This window comes from Flavonifractor sp. An100, from assembly GCF_002161175.1.
In the GTDB taxonomy this organism is placed as follows: Bacteria; Bacillota; Clostridia; order Oscillospirales; family Oscillospiraceae; genus Lawsonibacter.
In genome coordinates, this window is the sequence record NZ_NFMA01000028.1 from 1 (window position 1) to 25,426 (window position 25,426).

The window sequence follows — 25,426 nt, forward strand, 5'->3', positions numbered from 1 at the left end:
GATTTTCATTTCATCTCCACGGCCGCCAAGATACGACGGTCTGTTTTGCTATGCCCATTTTCGAGGAACTATCTTTTTTATTTTTGTGTTTTTAGGCCTTGACAGCTCTTGGCAGGTTTAGCAGGTCTTTCTTACCATAAATACTATACCATGTGCCGCAGCCTGTCAATGTCCGTCCGCCGGCCTGCCATTGATGGGGCGGAGCGCTGACATCACCGCATCCGTCATGTCAGTAACAACTGCTCAATTCGTTCGCAGCACCCACTCTCTATGTTTACAGTCTCCTTTGCAGATATACCATGTCCACCAGCTGCACCCCGCCCTCGTAGATGGGGTGGTCGTAGTGATCGGTGAAAAAATTCTTGACCAGATGATGTCTGCGAAAGCCACAGGATTCATAAAACGGGATGGTGGAGGGGCTGTCCCCGGTGCCCACTTGCATAGTTACATACTGGCCCGCGTATGTCCGAATGAGAAACTCTACCAGGGCCTTTCCGTAGCCCCTGCCATGGAAATCAGGCTCCACGGCGATGTTCTTCAACTCCAGGATGCCGTTTCCTTCGTCGGTTACTACGCATTCCGCCTTGACGCCGTCATCCACCAGCACATACATGGTCCCACGCTCCAGATAGCGGTCCACCATGTCCTCCTGCTCGTCGGCCAGCAGCAGTAAGTCGAGATATCTCTTTTTGTCCGTCTCCACTTTTCTGATTTCCATAGGCATACCTTATTTTTTCAGAAGCCGCTTCAGCGCGGCGGCGTCCAGTAGATTTACCGTCACAAACTTTCCCTGATAGAATACCGCCCAGTTGTTGAACACGCAGGGCAAGGCCTTGGCCTTCTCCAGAGTGTCCACCGGAATGAGCGTATAGGGCACCTCCAGCTCCTGGCAGGTTTTGCGAACCAGTTCCACACTTTGGTGGATGTAGGGACACTGGGAACTGTAATAGACGGTCAGTTCCTGAGATTCAATCGTCTGCCGTTTGGTGTTTTCCCCGAAGCGGGGCTTCGTCCCGTCAAAGGAGAGAGCCAGTAGCCGGTAGCCGTCCGGGGTGGTATCCACCGTCTCAAACCCATACTTTTCCGCAAAGGCCTGGTCTGAGAGCCAGGCCTTTTGCTTTTCCGCCCCCAGCATACACACGCCGGACTTTCCCTTGGCCCTGGCATCGGCCAGGCAGTACTCCATCAGCTGCCTGCCGTAGCCCTTGCCCTTGAACTCCCCGTTGACCCACAGGCAGTGGATATAGAGGTAGTTATCCCCCTCCACTGGCACCCAGGCAGTCTCCAGCGGAGCGTACTCGATGAACACCACGCCCTTGGCGTCCAGTTTGCGGAACACATGTCCCTCCCGGAGCCGCTCTCGGAGCCAGGCCCGCTTGGCCTCTACGCCGGGGTGGGGCTTCTTGCTGCGGATGATGCAGCACAGATGCTCCCGGTCCAGATTTTCTTCCGTCAGATTGAGAAATCGTTCGCTCATGGGGCCTCCTCAAAAAAATCACAAATCAGCGCGGCCAGTTTTTCCGCCTGGGAATAGATCAACGGATGACCGCCTGTCTCAAAAATACGGCAGGTGATCTGTGGAGCGGCTGCTGTCCAGTTTTTACTCTCCTCAATACAGTGGCCGGAGAGCATCTCGTCCTCCCGGCTTACCGTGACCAGCAGCGGGCATTGGATCTCACCTATAAGCCGAGGGAACAGCGGCCCTGGCCGGCGCGCCAAATGGACCAGCGCTTCCGTGTCCTGATCCACAACCCGTTCCCAGTCCTCACCCTGGCACCATCGATAAAACTCCCGGGCAGATGGATCCGCTTTGGCTCTGCGGCGTTCTTCTGTCATGGATCGGGCAAATTTGTTTGGAAGTGTGCTGCCGTCAAAGCTGTCAGCCACAATTTTACCGAACAGCTCCGGCGCCTGAAATCCAGCGTGGATGGCGGCATAAGCCCCACCGCTGGTCCCCACCAGATTGGCCTTGGCGTATCCCAAGCGGCGGCACAACTCCACCACCTGTCTTCCTTGGTCGGCCCATATGTCAGAAGGAAACGCAGGCAGGCGTTCTGACTGCCCATTCCCCAAAAAATCTATTAAGACGATCTTGCCGTGAGATTGATACAGAGGCAGAAGCGGTTCAAACATACGGGAAGAGGCGGTGTTTCCATGAAGAAAGATCCAGGGTGTTCCTTCGCCATATTCCTGATAGTAGACCCGCATTCCTTGATAAGCAAAGTAAGACATGATAAGCCCTCCAAACTCAATTTCACACTTGTTTTGTGGCAGGGCTCCATTCCCCTGCAATTCAGAACGGATTTCTCATGCTCTCACTTCCCTTCTTTCCAGCTTTCATGGTACCAAATAATCAGAAAAAGCGCAACGGGAATAGAAACATGACAGACAGTTGTCCTGTTCCTATGCTATAATGCAGACAGAAATGCGAAAGGCGGTGTACCCTATGAAGATGGAGCGGCTCATCGGCATCCTGTCCATTTTGCTTCAGCGAGAAAAGGTCACTGCCCCGGAACTGGCGGAACAGTTCGAAGTATCCCGGCGGACCATCCAGCGAGACATCGAGTCCCTGTGTCGAGCGGGTATCCCCATTGCCACCGCTCAGGGCGCGGGAGGAGGCATCTCTATCATGGAGGGCTACCGGGTGGACCGGACGGTACTTACCGCCCCGGAGATGCAGGCCATCCTGGCAGGCCTCAGAAGCCTGGACAGCGTCAGCGGCACCCGGCGCTACGCCCAGCTGATGGAAAAACTGTCCGCCGGGACAGGCGGGCTGTTACCCGGCGGCGCCCATATGCTCATCGACCTCTCCTCCTGGTATAAGACCAGCCTGCCGCCCAAAGTTGAGCTTATCCAAGAGGCCATTGAGCAGCACCGCGCCATCCGCTTTACCTACTTCTCCCCCAAGGGGGAGTCGGTACGCACCGTGGAGCCCTGCTACCTGGTGTTCCACTGGTCCACCTGGTATGTGTGGGGCTGGTGCCGGATGCGGGAGGATTTCCGCCTGTTCAAATTGAACCGCATGACGGACCTGGCCGCCGGTGAACCCTTTGAACCACGGTCTACTCCCCTGCCTGATTTGGAACCAGAGCGCATCTTTCCGGCCAAGTATCAGGTCACCGTCCTCTTTGATCCCACCTGCCGCTGGCGGCTGGTGGAGGAGTACGGGGCGGACCGGTTCACCGTGGAGCCGGACGGACGGCTGCGCTTCACCGGCGGCTTTCCCGACGCTGACAGCGTGCTCAGCTGGGTGCTCACCTTCGGGGATAATGCGGAGCTGCTGAAACCGGAGGAGCTGCGGGAGCAGCTGCGGAAACTGACCGAAACACTGGCCGACCGTTACAGGAGGAATTGATATGGCCTCTCACCAGGACTTTGTGGACTATGTGGCCGAGCAGCTGCGGGAGACCGGGGCTATCCGCAGCCGGAGAATGTTCGGCGAGTACGGGCTCTTCTGCGACGGTGTGTTCTTCGCCGTTATCTGTGACGACCAGCTTTTTGTTAAAATCACCCCGGCGGGGGAGGAGGCCTTTCCCCATCTGCCCAAGGCTCCGCCCTATGAGGGCGCCAGGGATTACATCTGGGTGGAGGATGTGGACGACCGGGACACCATGACCGCCCTCACCCGGCTCACCTGTCTGGCCCTTCAGGATCAACCGAAAAAACGGAGGAAATGACCATGGCCTTTGACTACAAGAAGGAGTACAAGGAGTTCTACCTGCCGCCCAGGACACCTGGCATCGTCACGGTACCCGCCATGAACTTTCTGGCGGTGCGTGGCCAAGGCGACCCCAATGAGGAGGGCGGCACTTACAAGCAGGCCCTGGAGCTGCTTTACGCTGTGGCCTATACCATCAAAATGAGCAAGATGGGCAAGCACAAGCTGGAAGGCTACTTTGACTATGTGGTACCGCCCCTGGAGGGGCTTTGGTGGCAGGAGGATACTCAGGGCGTGGACAACTCCCGCAAGGCGGATTTCCGGTGGGTCTCCCTGATCCGCCTGCCGGAGTTTGTGACGAGCGAGGCTTTTAATTGGGCTATCAGGGAGTCCACGGAGAAAAAGCAGCGGGACTTCTCCAAGGTGGAGTTCTTCTCCTGGGAGGAGGACCTGTGCGTCCAGTGTATGCACCTGGGCCCCTACGACGACGAGCCCGCCACCGTAGCCGCCATGGAGGAATACGCCGAGGAACAAGGCTATGCGTTGGATTTCAGCCAGGGCCGGTTCCACCATGAGATCTATTTGAGCGATGTACGGCGGTGCAAGCCGGAAAAACTGAAAACCGTCATTCGGCAGCCTATTAAGCGGGCAGAGTGAGGAAAGAGATGAACACGATCATTCGCGAAATACGCCCGGAAGAATATGACCTTCTGCGGGAATTTCTCTATCAGGCCATCTATCTCCCGGAGGGCGTGGAGCCGCCGCCCCGGTCGGTAGTGGATCTGCCGGAGTTACAGATCTATATTGCGGACTTCGGCACACGGCCTGGCGACCACTGCCTGGCAGCCGAGGTGGAGGGAAAAGTGGTAGGTGCGGCGTGGTGCCGCATCATGGAGGATTACGGACACATCGACAACGGCACCCCCTCTCTGGCCATCTCGTTACTGCCGGAGTATCGCGGGCGAGGAATCGGGACACAACTGCTGACCGCTCTCTTGCGTCTGCTCCGGGAGAATGGGTATCGGCAGGTATCCCTCTCCGTCCAGAAGGAAAACCCGGCCCTGCGCCTCTACCAGCGGACGGGATTCCGCATCCTGGCAGAGACAGGCACAGAATATTTAATGCTTTGGGACAACACCCCAGGGGGGTAACAGGAGAATATGGGAACAGAGAGACAGCGTGAAAATAAGATCCGGCAGTGGTTTTCCATGTGGCTGGACAAGCAGGACACGGGCATCGAGGAGCTCTTCGCCCCGGATGCCGTCTACATCGAGAGTTGGGGGCCGGAGTACCACGGCAACGGAAAGATCAAACTGTGGTTTGACGAGTGGAACACCCGGGGCACCGTAGAGCGCTGGGACATCCGGCAGTATTTCCGCAAGGGGGATCAGACCGTAGTGGAGTGGGCTTTCCGGTGTGTCATGACGGACGGCACCATCCAGAGTTTTGACGGCCTCTCCCTCATCCGCTGGAACGAGGCGGGCCAGATCTGCTTTTTACAGGAATTCGGCTGCAACGAAAATCGCTATGACCCCTACGCCCAGGGGGACACCCCGGTATTCCGGAAGGAGCAGGCGTTGTGGTTTTGAAGGGAGCATTGGTATGGCAACTTCCAGGGTGACAGAGTATTTTCCCTACCCGGTGGAGCAGGTATGGCAGACCGTGACCGACCTCACAAATACCGCCTGGCGCAGCGACCTCAAGCGGGTGGAAGTTCTGGACGAAACCCACTTTGTGGAGCACACCAAGAGCGGCTATGCCACGAACTTCACTGTTACGGCCTACGAGCCCCTCCGCCGCTGGGCCTTTACCATGGAGAACGGCAACATGTCCGGCTCCTGGGAGGGGAGCTTCGAGGCGGCGGAGAACGGTACCCGGCTCCACTGCACTGAGACCGTCAACGCCAAGCACTGGTGGATGCGCCCCTTTGTTCCCGGCTATCTGAAGCGGCAGCAGAGGCTGTATCTGGACGATTTGCGGAGAGAACTGCAAAAATAAGGCTTGTTACTTTGCGTTGCTTGCGGCAACGGGCCGCTTTCTCTACAATGAGGAGCGAAAGGAGTGAGCCCATATGCTCAATGAAAACATCAACGCCATTCGGAAATCCAAGGGCCTTTCCCAGCAGGAGCTGGCGGTCAAGGTAAATGTAGTGCGGCAGACCGTCTCAAAATGGGAGCAGGGTCTGTCCGTCCCGGACTCTGACCTGCTCATCGCCCTGTCGGAGGCTTTGGAAACACCCGTCAGCACCCTGCTGGGCGCGACGGTGACAGAGTCGGAGGCGGACGAGGTCAAAGCCCTCTCGGAAAAGCTGGAGATCATCAATCTGCAGTTTGCGCGCAGGAAGGCCATGCGGCGCTCGGTCCTCCACTGGCTGTTCATTGCAGTGTGCGTGGGTATCCTGGCCGTGGTCGGAATCCTGGCAGCGGTGAATAGTCCCTACCTGGGCTGGGATTACAGCGCCCCGGAGACCGCCGTCATGGGGGTGGCCATCCACGCCTTTGAATGGGGCTTTGTCCGTCTGGCCCCCTTTGCCCTGATTGTGGCGGCGGTCGGCGTTTTTCTGACGCGGAAAAGAGTATAGGACGTGTTTTGGGAGCGTGTGCCACTGAACAGTGAGATCACAGTACCACCGGACAAATATGAGCACGGAAAATCGGGCAAAATCCGTTCCTTTCCGATATGCTGAATCCAGAAGGACGGTGTGGCCAATGGATTGGGTGACAAGCATTCATCAGGCGATCCAGTATATCGAGGAACATCTCCGGGAGGAGCTGACCATCCGGGAAATTGCGCAGCAGGCGGCTTTATCCCCCTTTTACTTTCAGAAGGGCTTTGCCATGCTGTGCGGCATGACGGTGGGCGACTACATCCGCCAGCGCCGGCTCTCCGCCGCCGGGCTGGAGGTCCTCACGACGGACCGGAAAATCATCGACATCGCACTGGAGTTCGGCTATGACTCGCCGGACAGCTTCACCAAAGCCTTTACCCGATTCCACGGCCTCACACCTGCCGCACTGCGAAAAAGCGGAGGCGCGGTTCGTTCCTTTGCTCCGCTACGGATCAAAGTGACATTGGAAGGTGGTCAAAACATGGAATGTAAGATTATGAAAAAAGAAGCGTTTACGGTGCTCTGCCGGGCAAAGACCTTCAAGTATGAGGATGCCGTGGCCCAGGTTCCCCAGTTCTGGGCAGAGCACTTCGGTACAGGTGGTGGGAAGGTGGTGTGCGGCATGTACGGCATCAATCTGGACGAAAGCATGGGCGGAAATGAGTTTGAATATCTCATCGCCGATAACTACGATCCCGCCAAGGAGATCCCAGAAGGCTTCACCACCCGCACCATCCCGGCTCATACTTGGGCCGTATTCCCCTGCACCGGCCGGATGCCCCAAGCTCTCCAGGGTCTGAACCAGCAGATCTTCTCCCAGTGGCTGCCCACGAACCCCGACTATAAGATCGCCGCGGGCATCAATGTGGAGCTGTACAGCGACGCCAGCAAGTTTGAGAATGGGACCCAGGACCAGGACTACTACTGTGAGATCTGGATCCCGGTGGAGAAGAAGTAAATCGAGGAGGCGGCTGTCATGCCTGAGATCGTACCAAGCGCGGAGCAGATGACAATATTAGTGGGGAAACCCTTATATGAGATCTGGACGCAGTTATGCGCCCTGATTGACGAGAATATGACATGGAGCGCCTGTGGGGCAGCGGCGGGAAGGCATGGACCTATGAGTACAAATTTCGCCGGGGTGGCAAAACCCTGTGCGCGCTCTATGCCAGAGAAAACTGCATCGGGTTTATGGTAATCTTGGGCAAGGATGAGCGCTTGAAATTTGAGAACGACAAAGAGCATTACGCTCCGGAAGTTCAAAACATTTATGATGAAACGCCAACTTACCACGATGGAAAATGGCCGATGTTTGAACCAGTGGACACCTCATTGTTTGAGGACTTCATTCGTCTGTTGACTATCAAACGGAAACCGAACCGGAAATAATGGCAGGCCCTCGGCTTTTTGTCGAGGGCCTGCTCCATTCTTATTTTACCCAGTAGATAACGGCGTCCCGCAAAAAGCGGGCGCCGCCACTTTTTCTGTCAGTCTTCTGACGGAAGAATCTCTTTGCAGAGGTAAGAAAACTGCGGCAGTTGGTCAACGAAGGGTTTCCAGCGACGGCGGATCTCCGCCCGTTCCAGAGGGTCGGCATTTCCCAGTCCGTGGTCATTGTCGGTAAAGTATAGGACATCGGTTCCTATACTCTCCAGACACTCCCGACAGAGATCTTCCGCCGACTCGATCCGCCGGCCGGTATCCACATAGAGGGGATCCAGCCCAATGGCCAGCCAAACATAGCCGACTTTATCTGACCATAACAACTCATAGTCCGGGCACTGTCGAAGATGTTCCGCAAATACCTTGCTGACTTTGTCAAGTTCCTTCTTTTCAGTTTCTGTGTAGATCACGACATTTTCCTCCTTGATTTATATGCATCCTCTTTATGAAGAAGTGGTAGCAGAGCGGATGTGGACTTCTATTGTGCTGTATGGTACTATAAAACGGAAAACAAATTGCTGAAACTTTATCGTTGTCATAGAAGGAGACTACCATGCAGAAGAGGATCCTGATTCACGGCTCCGGTTACAAAGCTGCCAGTTGGAAAGAGACAATCTCGTATCTGAATCACCGGGAGGATATTTTGTGTCCGGAACTTGCCAATCTATTGAATGGACGAGAGGCCAGCTATTCCAATCTTCGTACCGCCTTTGCGGAATACTGCACCCATGCCGGTGAGTCGATTCATCTGTGTGGCCTCTCCTTGGGGGGGATTTTGGCCCTGGACCATGCACTGGAACACCCAGAACAGGTTGAGACATTGGTGTTGATCGGTACGCCCCACAAGGTTCCCAAGGCAGCCTTTGCGTTGCAGAATGTTGTATTCCGGTTCCTTCCAAAGTCAATGTTTACATCCATGGCTTTTGATAAGAAGGACACCTTTGCGCTTGGAAACACGATGAAGGATCTGGATTTCAGTGGTAGATTAGGTGAGATCCAATGTCCCACCCTGATCCTCTGTGGTGAGAAAGACAGTGCGAACCTGAAATCAGCCCACTTTCTGACCTAACACATCCAGGGGGCGAACCTGCAGGTTCTGGAAGGAATTGGTCATGTGGTAAATGAGGAAGCGCCAAAGGTATTAGCCCGGCAGTTAAATGAGTTCTATGGGCACTATAACTGACGGCCGAATTGTGAACAAAGGAGATCATAGTCTATGCCGTACATTCAGTATCAGGGAAAGTGTATCCTTTTATGAAGAGCACAGGCAAGAAATCTCCACATAACAAGCATTACCAAAGAGGGCGTACCGCAATCCTTGCGGTACGCCCCTTTACAATTTACTGAGTGCCAGACATCACATTGCCGCTAAATCATCAAGCAGATGAAGAGGATGAAGCAGCCGTCCTTCACATCCGCGTCCAAAGTTCCATGATACCGCTCCGCGATCTCCCGCATACCGGGAATACCAAATCCATGGGAGAATTTGTCCGCCTTGGTGGTGGACAGGTCGGGGTTAACTTCTCCACCCACAGGGTTCTCCAGGCGCAGCATGAGCAGGCCCTTATCCACCCTACATTGGAGGGTAATCTTCTTTACCGCTGCATTTTGTACGCCCTCGATGGCATTATCCAAGGCATTTCCCAACAGGGCAGCCAAATCGGTATCTGCTACCGGCAGATCTTTAGGGAGAGACACAGCAAAGTCTGCCGTGATCCCCGCTTGTTCCATGGCCTCAGCCTTGGCGGAGAGTACCACATTGGCAGACTCATTTTCACAAAATCGTCTGACTCCCTGCAGGGCCTGGGAACCAGCCATTTGCTCCAGGTAGCCAACGGCTCCTTGTGTATCTCCTCTCTCCAAGAGGCCCTGAACGACCGTCAGGTGGTTTCTCATGTCATGACGGAGCTGCCGCACCTGGCGCTCCTGCTGCTGCAGGCCCTGGTAGTAGACCTCTCGCAGCCCTGCCAGTTGACTGGCTCGCTCCAACCGCTCATGATCTGCCAGAATCAGAATGGCAACCAACAGCACAAGGGAGGTCACCAGTACGAAGGGCAGTACCACCAGACCCTGGTTCAGTGCCAGTGCGTTGACGGCGGCGGACTCATATTTTTGAAAGGTCAGCAGCACCACGGCGATGAGGGCGCACAGGGGCATAACCGCCAGCCCCAGCACCACCTGCCACAGCCGCCGGGTGAGGTGGACCTGCTCCGCCGGGAACCGCCGGCGCAAAAGCAGCCAAAGAGCGCCGAAGACTGCTGTCCGCAGAAGCCTTACCAGCAAGTCGTAAAGGCGGCCGGTATCCACGGCTTGTATATAGGTGTCCAGCAGGGCGCAGACGGACATCTCCAGGCAGAAGAAAACGACGCAGACCGTCAGCCGTCCCACCCAGTCTCCCCTTGTGCAGAGAAAGAACAACAGAAAGTAGATCGGCAGCGTGTAGAGAAGGTTGGGATCTCCGATCCAGATTACCATACCGCTGCTGATGGCAAGAGTCAGCAGGAATACGGCCTTCCACAGGCGGCCACTCCGAAACGTAACGAAAGGCCGGCACAGATGGTACAGGAAGAAGCCGTTGGCCAGAATGTCAATCCACCAGAGCCCATAGAACCAGATATTCCAAAGCACTGTTCCCAACGATCACCCCTCCAGTTCCGCTTGCGCCAAGGCCAGCAGGGCGGATCGCTGACAGGAGCGGCTGACAGGCAGCCGCTCCCCATTCCGCAGGATGACCTCTCCGCTCTCCATTCGGTCCACAGCCCCGGCGCGAACCAGATATCGCTGATGCACACGTACAAACGCGGCCCCGATTTCCTCTGCCACTGCGTCCAATTTACCATAAAAGGTGTAGGTCCGCCCCTCTGTGACGCACTGAACCTGACGCCGGTCCGACGCAAAGTAGAGAATGTTGGAAATGGGAACACGATAATAGGTATCTCCGTTTCGGCAGATGTAAGCCCGATCCAACTCCCGAACCAGCGCCCCCTGTGCCCGATCCAACACCGCTTCCAACTGCTCCTGCTTGGGAGGCTTCATCAAATACCCCAAGGCCCCCACACTGTAGCCGTCAAAGACATGGTCGGCATATCCGGTGACAAATACCATCTGGAGACTGGCATCTGCCGCCCGGAGCCGCCGGGCAGTCTCCATGCCGTCCAGCTCATGAAGCTCCATATCTAAGAAAATGAGATCCAACTCACCGATGTGATGATCATACCAGCGAAGCAGGGTTTCCCCGGAAGAAAATTCAAAAAACTGTCCCTGCACCTTTCGAGCCTCTAAAATGCGTTCCAGCAAAGACCGGAGCACAAGGCGCGCGTCCGCCAAGTCATCGCAGATTCCGATTCGCAGCATTCCATCACCTCGGTTTTCAAATTGCTGGCCTCATTCTATCACAGGGCCGGTATTCTGCCAAACCAAACTTGACAGGAAAAGGTTCAAAAATGACATCCCATCTCTTGTTGCCGTAAAATTTAACAGCAAAACCGCCGCAAGTGACATGGCCGTTTGCGATACGCTCCCCTTCCCGCCATACTGAATTCAAGCAAATATCGTTTTGCCTTGAAGCCTACGGCGCGAAAGGAGTTTATCATGCTAACTGTCAACGATCTGCACAAATCTTACCAGGTGGGGAGGGCCACCTATGAGGTTCTGAAGGGCGTATCCCTTCAAGTGGAGAAGGGAGAATTCGTGGCCGTCATGGGTCCTTCCGGTTCCGGCAAGACCACCCTCTTAAACTGCATCTCCTGCTACATCCCCGCCGACAGCGGTACCATCACCTTGGGTGACACAGAACTGGCGCACCTGGAGGAGAACGCCCTGGCCCAGGTCCGCAACCGGCAGCTGGGTTTTGTGTTTCAGGACTTCCTGCTGCTGGATGGTCTCTCCGTTCGGGAGAACATTCTCCTGCCCGCCATCATCGGCGGCAGCGTCAACTCCCAGACCGAGGAGCGAGCTGATCAACTGTGCGATGTATTCGGTATCGGCCATATCCGGAATAAGTACCCGGCGGAGATCTCCGGCGGCGAAAAGCAGCGCACGGCCGTGGCCCGGGCCCTCATCAACCGTCCGCTGCTGATTTTGGCCGACGAGCCCACCGGCAACCTGGACTCCAAGTCCAGCCGGGCGGTGATCCGCTCCTTTGAACAGGCCCGGGACGCTCTGGAGGCCACCATTTTTATGGTGACCCACGATTCCTTCGCTGCCTCCTTCTGTGACCGGGTGGTCATCCTCCGGGACGGGGTGGTATGGCAGACCCTGGAGCGGGGCAGTGTGGAGCGCAGTACCTTTCAGGACCGGTTGCTGGACGCTATCCGGGATATGGGGAAGGAGTGAGGCAGCCATGACCACCTTTTCTCAAGTTTATGCTGCCCTGCGGCGAAAGAATAAGGGGCAGTATGTCCTCCTGGCGGGATGCAGTTTTTTCTCCGTTCTGCTGATCACCGCCTACGCCTGCATGATGCGAGCCCCCACAATCCTCTCTGTTTTGCCGGAGGGCGGCGATTCCCGCAAACAGGTAATGATGGTGTTCGTCCTGGCCGTCATCGGCTGCGCCGTGTTCACCACCTATGCCGCTGGGCTGTTCTTCCGGCAGAAATCCCGAGAGACCGGGGTATTTCTGGCCCTGGGAGCCACCCGCCGCCAACTGCAAACGGAATTGGGTAAGGAATTAGCCCTAATCTCCCTGTGCTCCTGCGCTGCCGGGGCCATATTAGGCGGTCCTCTGGCCTGGGGGATCTGGCAGCTGTTCCGCCTTTTCCTGGTGGATTCCCAGGAGATGGCCCTCGCCTTTGACCCAGAGGCCTATCTCCTGTCCTTTGCCTTTGCCGCCTATGTGGTGGTGATGCTGTTTTTATTGGGAGGCCGGGCTATTCGCCGCACCAACATCATCGACATCGTCCAGGAGTCTCACACCTCCGAACCCATCCAGGAAGTCAAGAGGTGGTGCGGTCCCGTGGGCATCATTCTGGTGGCCGTTGGCGCCCTGGCAGGGTATCTGATGCCCTCTTTCTTCATTCAGGTACTCCGCTGGTATCCGCCCTCTGTGGTGGACGCCGTCTTTTACCTGCCGGCGCTTGTCGGCATGTATATGATGCTGCTCCACACGGTGGTCAACGGCTGGCGGAAGCGCCACAAGTACCGGGATATTATCGCCACATCGATGATGAAATTCCAGGGCCGTCAGACCGTGCGGAATATGCTGGTCATGACGTTGCTGATTACTGGAGCCTATTTCGCCGCTTTTTACGCCCCCATGCTCTCCACCAACTCCGCGTACAGTTTTGCCAGCCGCCCGGTGGATTTTGAATACCACTGGCGGAATGACCAGGGGCTGCCGAACCAGGCCGAGGTGGAGGCCCTGGCAGAGGAGTACAATATAGATATCACCTCCTGGCAGGAGGTGGGGGCCGCCACTTTGGCTGGGGACGGCTATGTCCAGGTCGAACAGGACAACGGGGCTCTCGGCACCACCTACAATGTAAAGTATCAGGAGGTGGCGTCCGGCGCCACCTTTTTCTCCGAGTCCGCCTGGAACGCCCTTACCGGACAAAATATTGATCTGGCTCCCGGCACCTGCGCCAATGTACTGGACGATGAGGGCGGAAGCGACTATCTCTCCGGCGGTGATGTGACCGTGGTTACCAACATGGTTACCAGAGAAAGACTGGCTGTCACTCCGGCCGAGCCTCTGTGCTACACCATGCTGCTGGGCTCCTATGTGTTGGATGATGATGACTACGCCGCCATCACCGATGGCCTGACCGCCCTCTGGCGGGAGACCTGGGTGTTCTTCAATGTGGCGGATGTGAACGCCAGTTATCCCTTTGCCAAGGCCCTGTTCAACGAGATCGTGGACCGTTCCGGGGACGAGGTAATGCAGCTGGACGCCTACGACCTGGTGGCCAAGACGCTGGCGGAGGAAGCCGGCGAGGCCTATGACTTTGACCGGGAGAACCTGACCGCCCTCGGCTTCCCGACCATGGAGCGGGAGGACAGGGACAGCACGGAGTTTCGCAACTACTGGCTCTACATGCCCCAGTTCCGGGTGTTGGATCAGAACGACTTTGTCACCACCATGGCGGTGTTCCTGATGCTGTTCATCTTTATCGCCCTGATCTGCTTCGCGGCGGTCATCGTCATCGCCTTCACCCGGTGCATGACCATTGCCCTCACCAACCGACATGTCTATGATGACCTACGGCATCTGGGCGCTCCCAACGCCTACCTGTTCCGATCTGTGAAAGGGCAGGTGTCCAAGGTATTCCTGGTACCGGCTATCGTTGGAACTGCAATCATTTCCGCGTTCTATGTCATGATCATGTACTTCAACGACAACCGGTTTACCCCCGGTGAAATAGCCGGTATGGGCACCTGCGCCGCGGTGATTGTCCTGCTCTCCCTGGTACTCTACCGCGTATATCAGTTTACCCGGAAATGCGTCTGTCACAGTCTGGGGATTTGATGCGTCGGGACCCCGCACACAAAAATATAGGCGGACGGCCTGTATGCGGCCGTCCGCCTTCTTTCAGTAAATGGGGAGAATCATGCTGACACAGAGGTTCTTGTCAGCCCCCTGCTCAAACCGCACCGTCCCCCCGTGGGCCGCGGCAATCTGGGCCACCAGCCGCAGGCCGGTGCCGTGGGCGGCTCCGCCATCCGGATCCAGTTGGCGGTCAGCATTTACCGGCCCACACCCCGCCGCTGTACCACCCTTCACGAACAGGACAAGGTTCGTTCCCGTACACCGAGCTCCAAGCCGGATGGCACCGCCGGGGGCATTGTGCCGCACGCAGTTGGTGAGCAGATTGTTGATGGCCCGCCGCAGCAGGAAGGGATCGGCTTCGATTGGCGGCAGGGCTGTCTCCGGCAGATCCATTTCCAGTTCAAATCCCTCTGCCAGCCCACCGTTGAGAAAGTCGGCGGCGACCTGTCGGAGGAACGCCGCTGGCTGGATAGGTTCCTTCCGCAGGGCCTGCATCTCGCAGTCCAGGCGCATGGTCAAATTCAAATCGTTTACCAGATCCCGGATCACCTGGCTCTGGACCCGGATGGCGGAGGCCTGATTCTTCTGGGCCGGGTTCAGATCCGCCGCTTCCAGTTGGGCGGCGTAGCCCATGACCACCGACAGGGGCGTGCGGATGTCATGGGAGACGCCGTTGATCCAGTTTGATCGGGCGGCATCCCGCGCTTTCTGCGCCTGCCGGAACCACCGGCGCACCACAAAATAGGCCAGGAGCAGCACGCACCCCAAGGCCAGCAGGAAAATGCCACCGCACCACAGGGGTGCATCGTGCAGCAGTTGGGACTCTGTTGAGATGTCGTGCTTCCACATGCTCCCCTTGGGAGCACCCACCACCAGCAGGCCGTCGTCCCGGATGCGACACTGCACCGGATAGTCGTTGAGATACCACCGGGTGAACGAGGCTACGTCCGTCAGAGAATACCGCTCCGGTACATCGGCGGGTTTGCGGAGGGACCAGATCACCCGTCCGTCCTCGCCAATCAGGATTGCCCAGCGGTCGCCCCCCAGAAGCTCGTCTCCGGAAAATTCATATTCCGTTCCATCCCAGGTCAGGGTGGAAGATATCCTTGACACCGGTATGTCCCAACTCCGTCCGCCGTCGGAATGATAAAAAATGAAGGCCAGGATTCCCGCCAAGGTGATGAAGGAAACCAGGGCGGCGGCGGCAGTCACCAGCATGGCCCCCTTAAAAATGCTCCTCAGGCTCATTTCTTCGTTCCCTCCCGGTTCAGGCGGTAGCCCAGGCCCCGCACCGTCAGCAGATGGTTCGGGTGGGAGGGGTTCGCCTCGATCTTCTCTCGGAGACGACGGATGTGGACCATAAGGGTGTTCTCATAGCCTACCAGGGGGCCGTCCCACAGGGCGGCGCACAGGGCGTCAATGGTGACGATGTTGCCTCGGGCCTCCCACAGTTTCTTCAGCAGTGAGAATTCTTTGGCAGTAAGAGCAATTTCCTCTCCATTCCGACGAATAGAACTTTTCCCCCAGTCTACCTCTACATCCCCCAGACGGCAAGTGTCCGGTATTTCGCGGTACACCCGCCGGAGCACCGCATTCAGGCGCAGCAACAGTTCTTGGGGCAGGAAAGGCTTGGTGATATAGTCATCCGCCCCCAGGCCAAGCCCTTGGAGCCGGTCGGCGTCCTCATCCCGGGCGGAGAGGAACAGCACCGGCACATCCCGGACCTCCCGGAGTTTCCCAAAGAGGGTAAAGCCGTCGCCGTCGGGCAGGTTCACATCCAGTAGCACGCCGTCGGGAGAGGCATCATGGAACCGGTCCAGCGCCTGGGCGCAGGTGAGGGCAGACACAGTTTCATAGCCCGACTGGGTTAATATCTCTTTTACCATGTTTTGTAGAGCACTTTCGTCATCTACGATCAAAATGCGATAGGCCATCCAAAGGCCTCCTTTTTCGTTCTCGTCCCCATTATAGCAAATGATGTCCAGCCGTCCAGCCTTCCGTGGAGAAGTAAGGTAAACGTAAGGTGGGCTTCATCGGGGTGTAAGGCAAGGGCGCTATCCTTTGGAGCGTAAGGAGGCCTTGCCATGAATATCATTGAGACACACGACCTATGCAAGCAGTACGGGAACACCCTGCGGGTGGCCCATTTGGACTTGGATGTGCCAGAGGGCAGTATCTATGGGTTCCTCGGTCCCAACGGGGCTGGAAAGTCCACCACTCTGAAAATGATTTTGGGGTTGGTTCGCCCCACGGCGGGAAACATCAAGGTGCTGGGAAAGAAGATGGACGGCGCCAACCGTCTCTCGATTCTCCGGCAGGTGGGAAGCCTCATCGAAAGTCCCAGTTACTACGGCCATCTCACCGGGGAGGAAAATCTGCGGATCGTCCAGACCCTCCGGGGGGTGCCGGAGAAAAACATCCGGGAAGTGCTGCAGATCGTCCGGCTGGACGGCCAGCGGGGCAAGAAGGTGGCCCACTACTCCCTGGGCATGAAGCAGCGGCTGGGCCTGGCGGCAGCTCTGTTAGGCTATCCCAAACTGCTCATTCTGGACGAGCCTACCAACGGCCTGGACCCGGCGGGCATCCAGGAGATGCGGGAACTGATCTGTGAACTGCCGGGCCGGTTCGGCATGACGGTGGTGGTGTCCAGCCACCTTTTGAGCGAGATCGACCAGATGGCCGACCATGTGGCCATCATCCGGGAGGGGGAATTGGTGTTTCAGGACACTCTGGAGGCCCTTCATGGCCGCAGCCGCCACCATCTGGCCCTGCGGACCATCAACAACCCCGTGGCACGGGCCATTCTCCAGGAAAAGTCCGTGTCCTGCCGGGAGGAAGAAGGATACCTGATTCTCCCTATCCTCACCGACGAACTGGCCGCTCAGCTCACCCGGCTGCTGGCAGAGCGCCGCTTGGGCGTCATCCGCCTGGAGGAGCGGCAGAGGAGCCTGGAGGACATTTTCCTGGAACTGACGGGAAAGGCGGCGAGCCTGTGAAACTGTTGAAACTGGAGTTTTTCAAGTGCCGCCGGCGGAAGATCCTGCTGGTGTGCGCCGCTGTATTGGCGGCGGAGTTGCTGTGGATCGTCTCCTCCTTTCTCCGCCAGGACGCCGAGGATCTGATCCAGGGCTGGATGCTGATGCTCTACGACCTGGCTATGGTGGACGCCATCATCCTGCCCATCAGCGTGGCTACCATTGCCAGCCGTAACTGCGAGTTGGAGCATAAAGGAACGACGCTCAAACTGCTGGAGACCATGGCGACACCAGGGCGGCTTTACGGTGCCAAACTGACCTGGGGCGCTCTGGTGCTGGCTGTCCTTCTCATCGTCCGGTGGGCGCTCTTCATGGGAGTGGGCATCCTGTGGCAGTTCCCGGGGGAGGTCCCCTGGGAGCGGTTCGGGCTTTTTACCCTGATCTCCTGGGCGGTGTCCATGATGGTCTACGCCATGCAGCAGGGATTGTCCCTGCGCTTTCAAAACCAGGCGGCGGCCCTGGTATGTGGGATCTCCGGCAGTTTCCTCGGGATCTTGTCCCTGCTATTCCCACCGGCCCTGACCCGGTGCGTTCCCTGGGGCTACTACGGCCTGCTGAGCTTGGTGGGGATGAACTGGGACCCGGACACCCGATTTACCTGGTTCTACTGGAAGTGGCCGGCGTCCACCGATCTGGTGCTACTGTGCCTGTGGGCGGCGCTGTTCCTACTGGTGGGCCGGGCGCTGTTCGTGCGAAAGGAGGTGTGAGGGATGCTGCTGCGTTGTCTGAAGGCGGAACTGATTAAGTTCCGCCGGGCGCCAGTGTGGCTGGCCTTTGTGGTGCTGCCCGTCTTTCCCGCCATCCTGGGCACTATGAACTATCTGGGGAATTTGGGACTGTTGCAGAGCGAGTGGTATAGCCTGTGGAGCCAGCACACGCTATTCTCCTCTATGTTCTTTCTTCCGGCATTGCTGGGGGTGTTCTGCGCCTGGCAGTGGCGGTTGGAGCACACGGACCACAACTGGAACAGTTTTCTCACCGCACCGGTGTCGGTGGGGGATCTGTACCTGGCCAAACTGATTTGGACCGCGGCCATGTCCCTGCTCTCCCAGGTGTGGATCGGGGTACTGTTCGTCCTCAGCGGGAAACTTGTGGGCCTCACCGGCCCCATCCCGCCGGAATTTTTCGGATGGCTGGCGTGCGGGGCCGTCGGCGGCGTGTCGGTGTGCGCGGTGCAGCTCTATTTCAGCCTGATTATCCGAGCCTTTTCCCCGCCGGTGGCCTTTGGCCTGATAGGGGGTATTGTGGGGCTGATGGCCACGGCCCAGGGGTTTGGTTACGCCTTCCCCTATTCCCTCCTGTGCATCGGGATGCGGGCCAACAACCCTAAGATGGAACTGAATCCGCTGCCCTTTGCGCTCTCTGTTCTGGCTTATCTTGTTCTATTTACACTGCTCTCCATTCGGTATCTCAAAAAACGGGACATAGCGGCTGAGTAAGAGAGGCCCCCGGCGAAAGCCGGGGGCCTCTCCTGTGTTTCATTTTACCCAGTGGACGACTGCATCCCGCAGGAAGCGGGCGCAGCCGGGCACTTGCTTGTCGTAGTAGGCGGTGAACCGCTCGTCCATCACATAGAGCTCCGCAATTCCCCGGTGTCTGGCCGGGTCGTACTGATTTCCGGTGATGGTGAGCCACCGGCGGTGGAGGGCGGTGATCTCCTTGCCCTCCTCACTCTCCGGGGACAGCCCCGCCCGGACGGCGGCCTCCAGCCGCTCCTGGATCTTCCGACCCAGATCTGTCCACTCCTGGTACTGCGTCTGGGTCAGGTTCATCACCGTAGCGTTGGCCTCATCCACCTCTTGGTCGCCGTACTTGGCCCGGATCTCCGCTCCGTAAACTTCCTCGTTGTGGGTCACTGTGCGCTGCTTGAATGCCTCAAATTTCTGCTCATCGCTCATGATCTCGTTCCTTTCTTCCGCTCCGATTGTGTCTTTCACCGACCGGATGAGCTGTTCCAGCCGCTCCCGTTTTGCCTCCAATGCGGCCAGGTGGTTTCGCAGGGCAGCCAGACGGTCAAAGGAGGGATCGTCCAGACATTCCTTGATCTGGGCCAGCTCCACCCCGAGAGCCCGGTAATAGAGAATGTCCTGCAGCCGGTCCACCTCCGCCCCGCCGTAGTAGCGGTAGCCGCTCTCCGCCACCCGGCTGGGCTTCAGCAGGCCGATCTGGTCGTACCAGCGCAGGGTACGGGTGGTCACCCCGGATAGGCGCGACAACTCCTGAATGGAATACTCCATAAGCATCCCTCCTTGGGAACAGGGTAGCAGTTGACGGAGCGTCAAAGTCAAGAGAAATTTTCAAAGTTTTTGGATTTCCCGCTGCAGCCGCTCTAAAAATTCCGCCGCCGGGATGCCGTCCAGCTGGGTGTGGTGGAACTGAAAGGATACCGGCAGGGTGGCCCGCAGCCACTTTTTCCGGTACCTGCCCCAGATGAGGAATGGATTGTTGTAGCACCCGGCGTAGATGTTCACCGCGCCGTCGATCTCGTACCCCGCCAGGGCGGAGGTGCCAATGACCATGTACTCCTCACCCAACTCATAGCTTTCCCCGCTCTCCCTGACCTGCCCGGTGAGCTTTAAGTAGTCTTGATTGAATTGCTCCAAATCGGAGGAGACGGGAATGTCGCAGGTGGCGATGCCGCCGTCCCGGGTGGCCACCACCGTATTGACGGCCAGACGGTCGTACTGCATGAGCTTGACACCCACCGGCAGCAGGTAGAAGTCCTTCATCTCCGCCGCCGCCTTTCCGATGCACCAGCACAGGAGCATATTGAATTTATAATTCCGTTTCCGGCTCAGACGCACCAGCGCCGTAACATCCAGGGCCTTCATCAAGGTCACCATGGGCATGGGCGCCTTCATCCACAGTTCAAAGGCCAGCGCCCGGGAGGTGCTTTGTGGATCTACTTCTTTTATGTCGTTCTCAATTCTGTTTATGATGTCCGGTTTGGTTGGCTGTGGTAAGTATCCCTTATCATAGCATAGTGTCTTATGGGCGGCAATGGATTGCAGTATTCCAAACCCAGGACTTTATGCTATAATGAAATATCACAAACCACTTGCACTCTATGCAAAGGCAGCAAGCAAAGAGGATCAGACATGAAACACATTTTTCTTTTAGAGGATGACGAGACCCTGGGGCGGGGCATCGTCATGGCCCTGACGGGGCCGGAGGCGTCCGTCATGTGCCGTTCCACCCTGGCTCAGGCCTGGGGAGCTCTGGCGGAGGAGCGGTTCGACCTGCTGATCCTGGACATCAATCTCCCCGACGGCAGCGGTCTGGACCTGCTGCGGCAGTTGCGTATGAATGGGGACTCCACGTCGGTGATTCTGCTCACCGCAAACGACCTGGAGTTGGACGAGGTCACCGGGCTGGAGGCCGGGGCGGACGACTATATCACCAAGCCCTTCTCCCTGGCTGTACTCCGGGCCAGAGTGAACGCCCAGCTCCGGCGGAGTGCTCCCACGATTTCTCAAACTATGTCCATAGGCCCCTTCATCTTCGATTTTGACCGGATGGACTTCCGCCGGGATGGGGCTGCCGTGGAGCTGAGCAAAACGGAGCAGAAGCTCCTGCGGGTGCTGGTGGAAAATCGGGGACACACCGTGCCCCGGGCCACCCTGGTGGACCGGGTATGGACGGACGGCGCGGAATTCGTGGAGGAAAACGCCCTGTCCGTCACGATCAAACGGCTGCGGGGCAAGCTGGAAGCCGACCCGGCCAAGCCTGAATACCTGAAAACGGTGTACGGCATCGGCTACACCTGGGCGGTGAAACTATGACGGAATATATAACGAAATGTGCGACTGTAATTGTACGGCATCGGCTACACTCGGACGGTGAAGCTATGATTTGGTACATTATAGCGGGTATTTTCATTCTTTTGGTATTGGCAGTGGTCCTGTTTTTCTGGTGGAAAACCGCCCGCACCATCCGGCGGCTGGATGACATGCTCACCGCAGCCACGGACGGCACCTTTTCCGAACAAACCTTTGATGAGAGCCGCCTCTCCGCTCTGGAGAGCCGGTTGGCCCGGTATCTGGCGGCCAGCGCCTTGTCCGAGCGGAATGTGCGTGAGCAGAAGGATCAGATCAGCGCCCTGATCTCCGACATCTCCCACCAGACCAAGACTCCGGTGGCCAACCTCCAGCTCTATGCCCAGCTGCTCTCGGAGCAGCCCCTCCCCCCTCAGGGGAAGGACTGCGTGGCCGCCCTCTCCGCCCAGGCGGACAAGCTCCAGACCCTCATTGAGGCCCTGGTCAAGACCTCCCGGCTGGAGACGGGGATCCTGGCCCTCCACCCCCAGAGCGGTGAAATTGCCCCGGTGGTGGAGCGCTCTGTCGCCCAATATGCACCCAAAGCGGCGGAAAAGGGCATCACCCTGACCGCTCGACAGACAGAGGGCTCCGCCGTCTTTGATCCCAAGTGGACGGAGGAGGCGGTGTGCAACCTGCTGGACAACGCCGTGAAGTACACCCCCTCCGGCGGCACCGTAACGGTGGAGGTGAAAAACTATGAGCTCTTCTCCGCCATCTGGGTGAGCGATACCGGCCCGGGCATCTCCGAGGGGGAACAGGCCAAAATTTTCGGACGGTTTTACCGTGCGCCCGGCGCTTATCAGACGGAGGGCGTGGGCATCGGCCTCTATCTCACCCGGCAAATTGCGGAGAAGCAGGGCGGCTATGTGAAGGTGGAGAGCGTCCCCGGGAAGGGAAGCGTGTTTTCCCTCTTTCTCCCCCGTCCGTAGCGGACTTCTTTCAAAACTGTCACATTCTCGAAAGGACCAGGACAGATTTCCATGCTAAAGTCTGTATTGTCAAAAGACGGTACAGACTTTTTCTTTGGAGGAGAACAGTCATGACAATTTTAGAGACCTGTGATCTGAAAAAATACTACGGCGCCGGGGACACTCAGGTAAAGGCTCTGGACGGCGTAGACCTGAGTATCGAACAAGGAGAGTTTGTGGCCATTGTGGGCACCTCCGGCTCCGGCAAGTCCACTCTGCTTCACATGCTGGGGGGCCTGGACCGGCCCACCTCCGGTACCGTCACCGTGGACGGCAAGGACATCTTCGGCCTGAAGGACGAGGCCCTGACCATCTTCCGCCGGAGGAAGATCGGCTTCGTGTTTCAGTCCTACAATCTGGTGCCGGTGCTCAGCGTGTGGGAGAACATCGTCCTGCCCATTCAGTTGGATGGGGCCAAGGTGGATCGGGCCTATGTGGAAGAGGTCATCGCCACCCTGGGGCTGGAGAAGAAGCTCACCAATCTCCCCAACCAGCTCTCCGGCGGCCAGCAGCAGCGGGTGGCCATCGCCCGGGCCCTGGCCACCAAGCCCGCCATCCTGCTGGCCGACGAGCCTACCGGCAACCTGGACAGCAAAACAAGCCAGGATGTGCTGGGCCTCATGAAGGTGACAGGGCAGAAGTTCGCCCAGACCATGGTGATGATCACCCATAACGAGGAGATCGCCCAGATGGCCGACCGCATCGTCCGCATTGAGGACGGGCGGATCGTGACACGGTAAGGGGGCGAAGGGCATGAATGTCTCCAACCGCGGCTGCATCCGCCGTCTGAGTCTGAAAAGCCTCCTTGCAAACCGTACCCGCAATCTGGTGGCGGTGCTGGCCATCGCCCTGACGGCAGTGCTCTTCACCTCTCTCTTTACCATCGCCCTCTCCATCAACGAAGGAATCCAGCAAAACAACTTTCGCCAGGCTGGAGGATGGTCCCACGGCACCTTCAAATACCTCACCGAGGAACAGTTTGAGGAATTGAAGGACGACCCTCTCATTGACCAGTGGGGCCTGCGCCGATTTTTAGGTATGCCCACAGAGGTTCCCTTCAACAAATCCCATGTGGAGATCGGTTACTCCGACGCCAACCAGGCTCACTGGAGCTACTGCGACCCGGTGGAGGGGAACCTTCCCCAAGAGGGCACTGACGAGGCGGCCACCGACACCCATGTGCTGGAACTGCTGGGGGTAGAACCGGAAATCGGTGCCCAATTTACCGTCACCTTTGAGGTGGATGGTCATGAGACCACCCAGACCTTTACCTTAAGCGGCTGGTGGGAGTACGATGAGGCCGTTGTAGCCAACCACATCCTGATCCCCGAAAGCCGGGCGGACGCTATCCTGGCAGAAGTGGGCGTAATCCCGCCGGGCAGCGACGGCATGACCGGCAGCTGGAATCTGGATGTGATGCTGAAAAACGGCGCCCGCTCTATTTCCTCCGACCTGGATGAAATCCTGGTTAACCACGGCTACCAGTCGGACACTCCGGGAGAAACCTATATTTCCATCGGCGTCAACTGGGGCTACACCGGGGCGCAGCTTTCAGACAAGCTGGACCCCACCGTGGTGGCCATCATCGTGGGCGTACTGGCCCTCATTCTGCTCACCGGGTATCTCATCATCTACAATGTGTTTCAAATCTCTGTGGCGGGGGATATCCGCTTCTACGGCCTGCTGAAAACCATCGGCACCACGCCCCGGCAGCTCCGGCGGATCATCCGCACCCAGGCACTGCTGCTCTCGCTCATTGGCATCCCTGTGGGGCTGCTGTTGGGCTGGCTGCTGGGCGACGTGCTCACCCCGGTCATTACTGCTCAGCTCAATGGCGTGACTACCGTGGTCTCTGTCAGCCCCCTTCTCTTTGTGGGCTCGGCCATCTTTGCCTTGGTAACGGTGCTCATCTCCTGCCGCCGCCCCGGCCGCCTGGCAGGAAAGGTCTCCCCGGTGGAGGCGGTGCGCTATACCGAGGGCAGGGCGCTGAAACAGAAGTCCAGGCGAACGGGCAAAGGGGTCTCCCTTTTCTCCATGGCCTGGGCCAATCTTGGCCGCAGCCGGGGCAAGACCTTCCTCACGGTGCTGTCATTGACCCTGGCCGTGGTGCTGCTGACTGCAACGGTGACCTTTACAGGTGGTTTTGACATGGACAAATATGTGTCCAACTTCACCGCCAGCGACTTTATCCTGGCCGACGCGGGCCAGTTCCAGACGGGCGGGGACAGCTTCAACGACGAGATGGGAGTGCCGGAGGAAGTCATCGCTGCCGTAGATGCTCAGGGCGGCATCACCGGGAGCGGCCGCGTGTACGGCAAGACCGGTCCGGCGCTGGAGTTCGTCACTGAGGAATACTATCGCTCTATGTGGGGACGCTGGAACACCCAAGAACAGCTGGACAGCATGATAGCCTTCAAAGATCGCACTGAGGACGGCCTTTTGGCGGATCGGGTACAGCTCTACGGCATGGAGCCCTTCGCGCTCAGCCATCTGACGGTGCTGGATGGGGACCTGGCAAAGCTCAACGACCCCAACGGCAATTTTGTTGCCGCTGTGTACAGCACCGATGATTACGGCAATGCGGAGATGAGCAGCCACTGGGCCCGGCTGGGGGATACGGTGACCATTCGGTATGTGGAGGAGTTTGAGTACTACGATCCCGTTACCGGTGAAGTGTTCGGCCCTTGGGAGAATGTGCCTGAAGGTGCCGCTTACGCCGAACGGGCAGTGAAGTACCGGGACGTAGACTACACCGTGGCCGCTCTGGTGACGGTGCCGTCCGCTCTGAGCTACCGCTACTACGGCGTCGACGAGTTTGTCATGGGGGCGGAGACTTTTATCCGGGATACAGGAACCGACTCCGTCATGTACTACGCCTTCGACACCACGGAGGAGGCCAACTCCGCCATGGAAGCCTTTCTCAAGGACTACACGGAGAATGAGAACCCTCAGTTTGACTATGAGAGCAAGGCTACCTATGTCGGGGAGTTTGAGAGCACCCGGAGCATGTTCCTCCTGCTGGGGGGCGCCCTCAGTTTCATCGTGGGTCTGGTAGGGGTACTGAACTTCTTCAACGCCATTCTCACCGGCATCACTGCCCGCCGCCGGGAACTGGCCGTGCTCCAGTCCATTGGCATGACGGGGCGGCAGCTGCAGACCATGCTGGCCCTGGAGGGACTACTTTATACCGTGGGCGCGGCGCTGCTGGCGCTCATTCTGGTGGTGGTCACGGCCCCCTTCGTGGGCCCCGGTCTCAACGGGTTCATTTGGTTTTTCACCTACCGTTTCACCATCTGGCCCATCGCCGTGGTGCTGCCTCTGTTCGGGGCTTTGGGCATACTCATCCCGGTGCTCAGTTGCCGGGCCGCCCAGCGCTATTCCGTGGTGGAGCGCCTGCGGCAGGAGTAAGAGA

28 protein-coding genes and 1 pseudogene are annotated in these 25,426 nt (G+C 57.9%); 19 read left to right on the forward strand and 10 right to left on the reverse strand.

The features are described from left to right. Positions 1-274 precede the first annotated feature (274 nt). From B5E43_RS13070 to B5E43_RS13080, 3 genes are read right to left on the reverse strand one after another with little or no spacing between them, the layout of a single operon-like run. Entirely contained in the window at positions 275-718 is a 444-nt protein-coding gene (locus B5E43_RS13070) for a GNAT family N-acetyltransferase (protein WP_087397414.1), read from the reverse strand. 9 nt (positions 719-727) lie between these two features. Continuing rightward, positions 728-1,477 carry a GNAT family N-acetyltransferase gene (locus B5E43_RS13075; RefSeq protein ID WP_087397415.1) on the reverse strand — a complete coding sequence of 250 codons (750 nt, stop codon included), beginning with the start codon at positions 1,475-1,477 and terminating at the stop codon, positions 728-730. Beyond that, positions 1,474-2,232, reverse strand: a complete 759-nt coding sequence (locus B5E43_RS13080; protein WP_087397417.1) for an alpha/beta hydrolase — start codon at positions 2,230-2,232, stop codon at positions 1,474-1,476. Before B5E43_RS13080 ends, B5E43_RS13075 begins: the two co-directional genes overlap by 4 nt. A 214-nt stretch (positions 2,233-2,446) precedes the next feature. Between B5E43_RS13080 and B5E43_RS13085 the strand changes: the two genes are divergently transcribed. The 9 genes and pseudogenes from B5E43_RS13085 (at position 2,447) to B5E43_RS13125 (ending at position 7,655) form a co-directional block, all read left to right on the forward strand. Then, positions 2,447-3,355, forward strand: coding sequence for a YafY family protein (locus tag B5E43_RS13085; protein ID WP_087397419.1), 909 nt, complete (start codon positions 2,447-2,449; stop codon positions 3,353-3,355). Between the two features lies 1 nt (position 3,356). After that, the gene (locus tag B5E43_RS13090; RefSeq protein ID WP_087397420.1) at positions 3,357-3,677 is read left to right on the forward strand and encodes a TfoX/Sxy family protein; all 321 of its coding nucleotides are present in this window, start codon (positions 3,357-3,359) and stop codon (positions 3,675-3,677) included. A gap of 2 nt (positions 3,678-3,679) precedes the next feature. After that, positions 3,680-4,315, forward strand: coding sequence for a GyrI-like domain-containing protein (locus B5E43_RS13095; RefSeq protein WP_087397422.1), 636 nt, complete (start codon positions 3,680-3,682; stop codon positions 4,313-4,315). Positions 4,316-4,323: 8 nt separating this feature from the next. Further along, positions 4,324-4,809: a GNAT family N-acetyltransferase gene (locus B5E43_RS13100; RefSeq protein ID WP_087397424.1), complete on the forward strand. Its 486-nt coding sequence runs from the start codon at positions 4,324-4,326 to the stop codon at positions 4,807-4,809. 9 nt (positions 4,810-4,818) lie between these two features. Beyond that, complete coding sequence (locus B5E43_RS13105) at positions 4,819-5,247, forward strand: nuclear transport factor 2 family protein (RefSeq protein ID WP_087397425.1); 429 nt, start codon at positions 4,819-4,821, stop codon at positions 5,245-5,247. 13 nt (positions 5,248-5,260) lie between these two features. Further along, positions 5,261-5,656 (forward strand): SRPBCC family protein, encoded by a 396-nt coding sequence (locus tag B5E43_RS13110; RefSeq protein WP_087397427.1) that lies wholly within the window; start codon positions 5,261-5,263, stop codon positions 5,654-5,656. A 73-nt stretch (positions 5,657-5,729) separates the two neighbouring features. Then, on the forward strand, positions 5,730-6,239 hold the full coding sequence (locus B5E43_RS13115) for a helix-turn-helix transcriptional regulator (protein ID WP_087397429.1): 510 nt from the start codon (positions 5,730-5,732) through the stop codon (positions 6,237-6,239). 127 nt (positions 6,240-6,366) lie between these two features. Beyond that, complete coding sequence (locus B5E43_RS13120) at positions 6,367-7,224, forward strand: AraC family transcriptional regulator (protein ID WP_087397431.1); 858 nt, start codon at positions 6,367-6,369, stop codon at positions 7,222-7,224. 18 nt (positions 7,225-7,242) lie between these two features. Then, positions 7,243-7,655, forward strand: a pseudogene (locus B5E43_RS13125) (DUF3788 domain-containing protein). A gap of 98 nt (positions 7,656-7,753) precedes the next feature. On the opposite strand, the gene B5E43_RS13130 reads toward B5E43_RS13125, so the two are convergent. Continuing rightward, entirely contained in the window at positions 7,754-8,119 is a 366-nt protein-coding gene (locus B5E43_RS13130) for a hypothetical protein (protein ID WP_087397432.1), read from the reverse strand. A 143-nt stretch (positions 8,120-8,262) separates the two neighbouring features. On the opposite strand from B5E43_RS13130, the gene B5E43_RS13135 reads away from it, so the two are divergent. Then, the gene (locus tag B5E43_RS13135; RefSeq protein ID WP_242964834.1) at positions 8,263-8,778 is read left to right on the forward strand and encodes an alpha/beta hydrolase; all 516 of its coding nucleotides are present in this window, start codon (positions 8,263-8,265) and stop codon (positions 8,776-8,778) included. A gap of 299 nt (positions 8,779-9,077) precedes the next feature. Here B5E43_RS13135 and B5E43_RS13140 read toward each other — a convergent pair whose 3' ends face one another. Beyond that, positions 9,078-10,337 (reverse strand): GHKL domain-containing protein, encoded by a 1,260-nt coding sequence (locus B5E43_RS13140; RefSeq protein ID WP_242964836.1) that lies wholly within the window; start codon positions 10,335-10,337, stop codon positions 9,078-9,080. A 12-nt stretch (positions 10,338-10,349) separates the two neighbouring features. Beyond that, positions 10,350-11,063, reverse strand: a complete 714-nt coding sequence (locus B5E43_RS13145) for a LytTR family DNA-binding domain-containing protein (RefSeq protein ID WP_087397435.1) — start codon at positions 11,061-11,063, stop codon at positions 10,350-10,352. 153 nt (positions 11,064-11,216) lie between these two features. Between B5E43_RS13145 and B5E43_RS13150 the strand changes: the two genes are divergently transcribed. Together B5E43_RS13150 and B5E43_RS13155 are read left to right on the forward strand one after the other, a co-directional pair. Next, complete coding sequence (locus tag B5E43_RS13150; RefSeq protein WP_143383014.1) at positions 11,217-12,044, forward strand: ABC transporter ATP-binding protein; 828 nt, start codon at positions 11,217-11,219, stop codon at positions 12,042-12,044. Between the two features lie 7 nt (positions 12,045-12,051). Next, positions 12,052-14,172, forward strand: a complete 2,121-nt coding sequence (locus tag B5E43_RS13155) for an ABC transporter permease (protein WP_087397438.1) — start codon at positions 12,052-12,054, stop codon at positions 14,170-14,172. Between the two features lie 63 nt (positions 14,173-14,235). Here B5E43_RS13155 and B5E43_RS13160 read toward each other — a convergent pair whose 3' ends face one another. Beyond that, positions 14,236-15,441, reverse strand: coding sequence for a HAMP domain-containing sensor histidine kinase (locus B5E43_RS13160; RefSeq protein WP_087397439.1), 1,206 nt, complete (start codon positions 15,439-15,441; stop codon positions 14,236-14,238). Continuing rightward, positions 15,438-16,127 carry a response regulator transcription factor gene (locus tag B5E43_RS13165; RefSeq protein ID WP_087397441.1) on the reverse strand — a complete coding sequence of 230 codons (690 nt, stop codon included), beginning with the start codon at positions 16,125-16,127 and terminating at the stop codon, positions 15,438-15,440. Before B5E43_RS13165 ends, B5E43_RS13160 begins: the two co-directional genes overlap by 4 nt. A 150-nt stretch (positions 16,128-16,277) precedes the next feature. Between B5E43_RS13165 and B5E43_RS13170 the strand changes: the two genes are divergently transcribed. Genes B5E43_RS13170 through B5E43_RS13180 form a run of 3 tightly spaced genes read left to right on the forward strand, consistent with a single transcriptional unit; the run spans position 16,278 to position 18,667 of the window. Further along, the gene (locus B5E43_RS13170; RefSeq protein ID WP_087397442.1) at positions 16,278-17,189 is read left to right on the forward strand and encodes an ATP-binding cassette domain-containing protein; all 912 of its coding nucleotides are present in this window, start codon (positions 16,278-16,280) and stop codon (positions 17,187-17,189) included. After that, entirely contained in the window at positions 17,186-17,935 is a 750-nt protein-coding gene (locus tag B5E43_RS13175) for an ABC transporter permease (protein ID WP_087397444.1), read from the forward strand. The genes B5E43_RS13170 and B5E43_RS13175 overlap by 4 nt, the downstream gene beginning before the upstream one ends. 3 nt (positions 17,936-17,938) lie before the next feature. Continuing rightward, on the forward strand, positions 17,939-18,667 hold the full coding sequence (locus tag B5E43_RS13180; protein ID WP_087397446.1) for an ABC transporter permease: 729 nt from the start codon (positions 17,939-17,941) through the stop codon (positions 18,665-18,667). 39 nt (positions 18,668-18,706) lie between these two features. Here the strand turns inward: B5E43_RS13180 and B5E43_RS13185 are convergent, their stop codons facing one another. Beyond that, positions 18,707-19,465 (reverse strand): MerR family transcriptional regulator, encoded by a 759-nt coding sequence (locus tag B5E43_RS13185; RefSeq protein ID WP_087397448.1) that lies wholly within the window; start codon positions 19,463-19,465, stop codon positions 18,707-18,709. Between the two features lie 60 nt (positions 19,466-19,525). Beyond that, complete coding sequence (locus tag B5E43_RS13190; RefSeq protein ID WP_343214319.1) at positions 19,526-20,167, reverse strand: CatA-like O-acetyltransferase, family 2; 642 nt, start codon at positions 20,165-20,167, stop codon at positions 19,526-19,528. Between the two features lie 159 nt (positions 20,168-20,326). Here B5E43_RS13190 and B5E43_RS13195 point away from each other — a divergent pair, with 159 nt between their 5' ends. The 4 genes from B5E43_RS13195 to B5E43_RS13210 all read left to right on the forward strand — a co-directional run bounded on the left by B5E43_RS13195 (position 20,327) and on the right by B5E43_RS13210 (position 25,422). Continuing rightward, positions 20,327-21,010: a response regulator transcription factor gene (locus B5E43_RS13195; RefSeq protein WP_087397451.1), complete on the forward strand. Its 684-nt coding sequence runs from the start codon at positions 20,327-20,329 to the stop codon at positions 21,008-21,010. A 65-nt stretch (positions 21,011-21,075) separates the two neighbouring features. Further along, positions 21,076-21,975, forward strand: a complete 900-nt coding sequence (locus B5E43_RS13200; RefSeq protein ID WP_087397452.1) for a HAMP domain-containing sensor histidine kinase — start codon at positions 21,076-21,078, stop codon at positions 21,973-21,975. Positions 21,976-22,085: 110 nt separating this feature from the next. Further along, on the forward strand, positions 22,086-22,754 hold the full coding sequence (locus B5E43_RS13205) for an ABC transporter ATP-binding protein (protein ID WP_087397454.1): 669 nt from the start codon (positions 22,086-22,088) through the stop codon (positions 22,752-22,754). A 13-nt stretch (positions 22,755-22,767) separates the two neighbouring features. Continuing rightward, positions 22,768-25,422, forward strand: a complete 2,655-nt coding sequence (locus B5E43_RS13210; protein WP_087397456.1) for an ABC transporter permease — start codon at positions 22,768-22,770, stop codon at positions 25,420-25,422. Positions 25,423-25,426 lie beyond the last annotated feature (4 nt).

Coding starts and splice junctions, on each gene's coding strand:
- B5E43_RS13070 (WP_087397414.1), bottom strand. CDS start 718: ATGGAAATCAGAAAAGTGGAGACGGACAAAAAGAGATATCTCGACTTA.
- B5E43_RS13075 (WP_087397415.1), bottom strand. CDS start 1,477: ATGAGCGAACGATTTCTCAATCTGACGGAAGAAAATCTGGACCGGGAG.
- B5E43_RS13080 (WP_087397417.1), bottom strand. CDS start 2,232: ATGTCTTACTTTGCTTATCAAGGAATGCGGGTCTACTATCAGGAATAT.
- B5E43_RS13085 (WP_087397419.1), top strand. CDS start 2,447: ATGAAGATGGAGCGGCTCATCGGCATCCTGTCCATTTTGCTTCAGCGA.
- B5E43_RS13090 (WP_087397420.1), top strand. CDS start 3,357: ATGGCCTCTCACCAGGACTTTGTGGACTATGTGGCCGAGCAGCTGCGG.
- B5E43_RS13095 (WP_087397422.1), top strand. CDS start 3,680: ATGGCCTTTGACTACAAGAAGGAGTACAAGGAGTTCTACCTGCCGCCC.
- B5E43_RS13100 (WP_087397424.1), top strand. CDS start 4,324: ATGAACACGATCATTCGCGAAATACGCCCGGAAGAATATGACCTTCTG.
- B5E43_RS13105 (WP_087397425.1), top strand. CDS start 4,819: ATGGGAACAGAGAGACAGCGTGAAAATAAGATCCGGCAGTGGTTTTCC.
- B5E43_RS13110 (WP_087397427.1), top strand. CDS start 5,261: ATGGCAACTTCCAGGGTGACAGAGTATTTTCCCTACCCGGTGGAGCAG.
- B5E43_RS13115 (WP_087397429.1), top strand. CDS start 5,730: ATGCTCAATGAAAACATCAACGCCATTCGGAAATCCAAGGGCCTTTCC.
- B5E43_RS13120 (WP_087397431.1), top strand. CDS start 6,367: ATGGATTGGGTGACAAGCATTCATCAGGCGATCCAGTATATCGAGGAA.
- B5E43_RS13135 (WP_242964834.1), top strand. CDS start 8,263: ATGCAGAAGAGGATCCTGATTCACGGCTCCGGTTACAAAGCTGCCAGT.
- B5E43_RS13145 (WP_087397435.1), bottom strand. CDS start 11,063: ATGCTGCGAATCGGAATCTGCGATGACTTGGCGGACGCGCGCCTTGTG.
- B5E43_RS13155 (WP_087397438.1), top strand. CDS start 12,052: ATGACCACCTTTTCTCAAGTTTATGCTGCCCTGCGGCGAAAGAATAAG.
- B5E43_RS13160 (WP_087397439.1), bottom strand. CDS start 15,441: ATGAGCCTGAGGAGCATTTTTAAGGGGGCCATGCTGGTGACTGCCGCC.
- B5E43_RS13165 (WP_087397441.1), bottom strand. CDS start 16,127: ATGGCCTATCGCATTTTGATCGTAGATGACGAAAGTGCTCTACAAAAC.
- B5E43_RS13170 (WP_087397442.1), top strand. CDS start 16,278: ATGAATATCATTGAGACACACGACCTATGCAAGCAGTACGGGAACACC.
- B5E43_RS13180 (WP_087397446.1), top strand. CDS start 17,939: ATGCTGCTGCGTTGTCTGAAGGCGGAACTGATTAAGTTCCGCCGGGCG.
- B5E43_RS13185 (WP_087397448.1), bottom strand. CDS start 19,465: ATGGAGTATTCCATTCAGGAGTTGTCGCGCCTATCCGGGGTGACCACC.
- B5E43_RS13195 (WP_087397451.1), top strand. CDS start 20,327: ATGAAACACATTTTTCTTTTAGAGGATGACGAGACCCTGGGGCGGGGC.
- B5E43_RS13200 (WP_087397452.1), top strand. CDS start 21,076: ATGATTTGGTACATTATAGCGGGTATTTTCATTCTTTTGGTATTGGCA.
- B5E43_RS13205 (WP_087397454.1), top strand. CDS start 22,086: ATGACAATTTTAGAGACCTGTGATCTGAAAAAATACTACGGCGCCGGG.
- B5E43_RS13210 (WP_087397456.1), top strand. CDS start 22,768: ATGAATGTCTCCAACCGCGGCTGCATCCGCCGTCTGAGTCTGAAAAGC.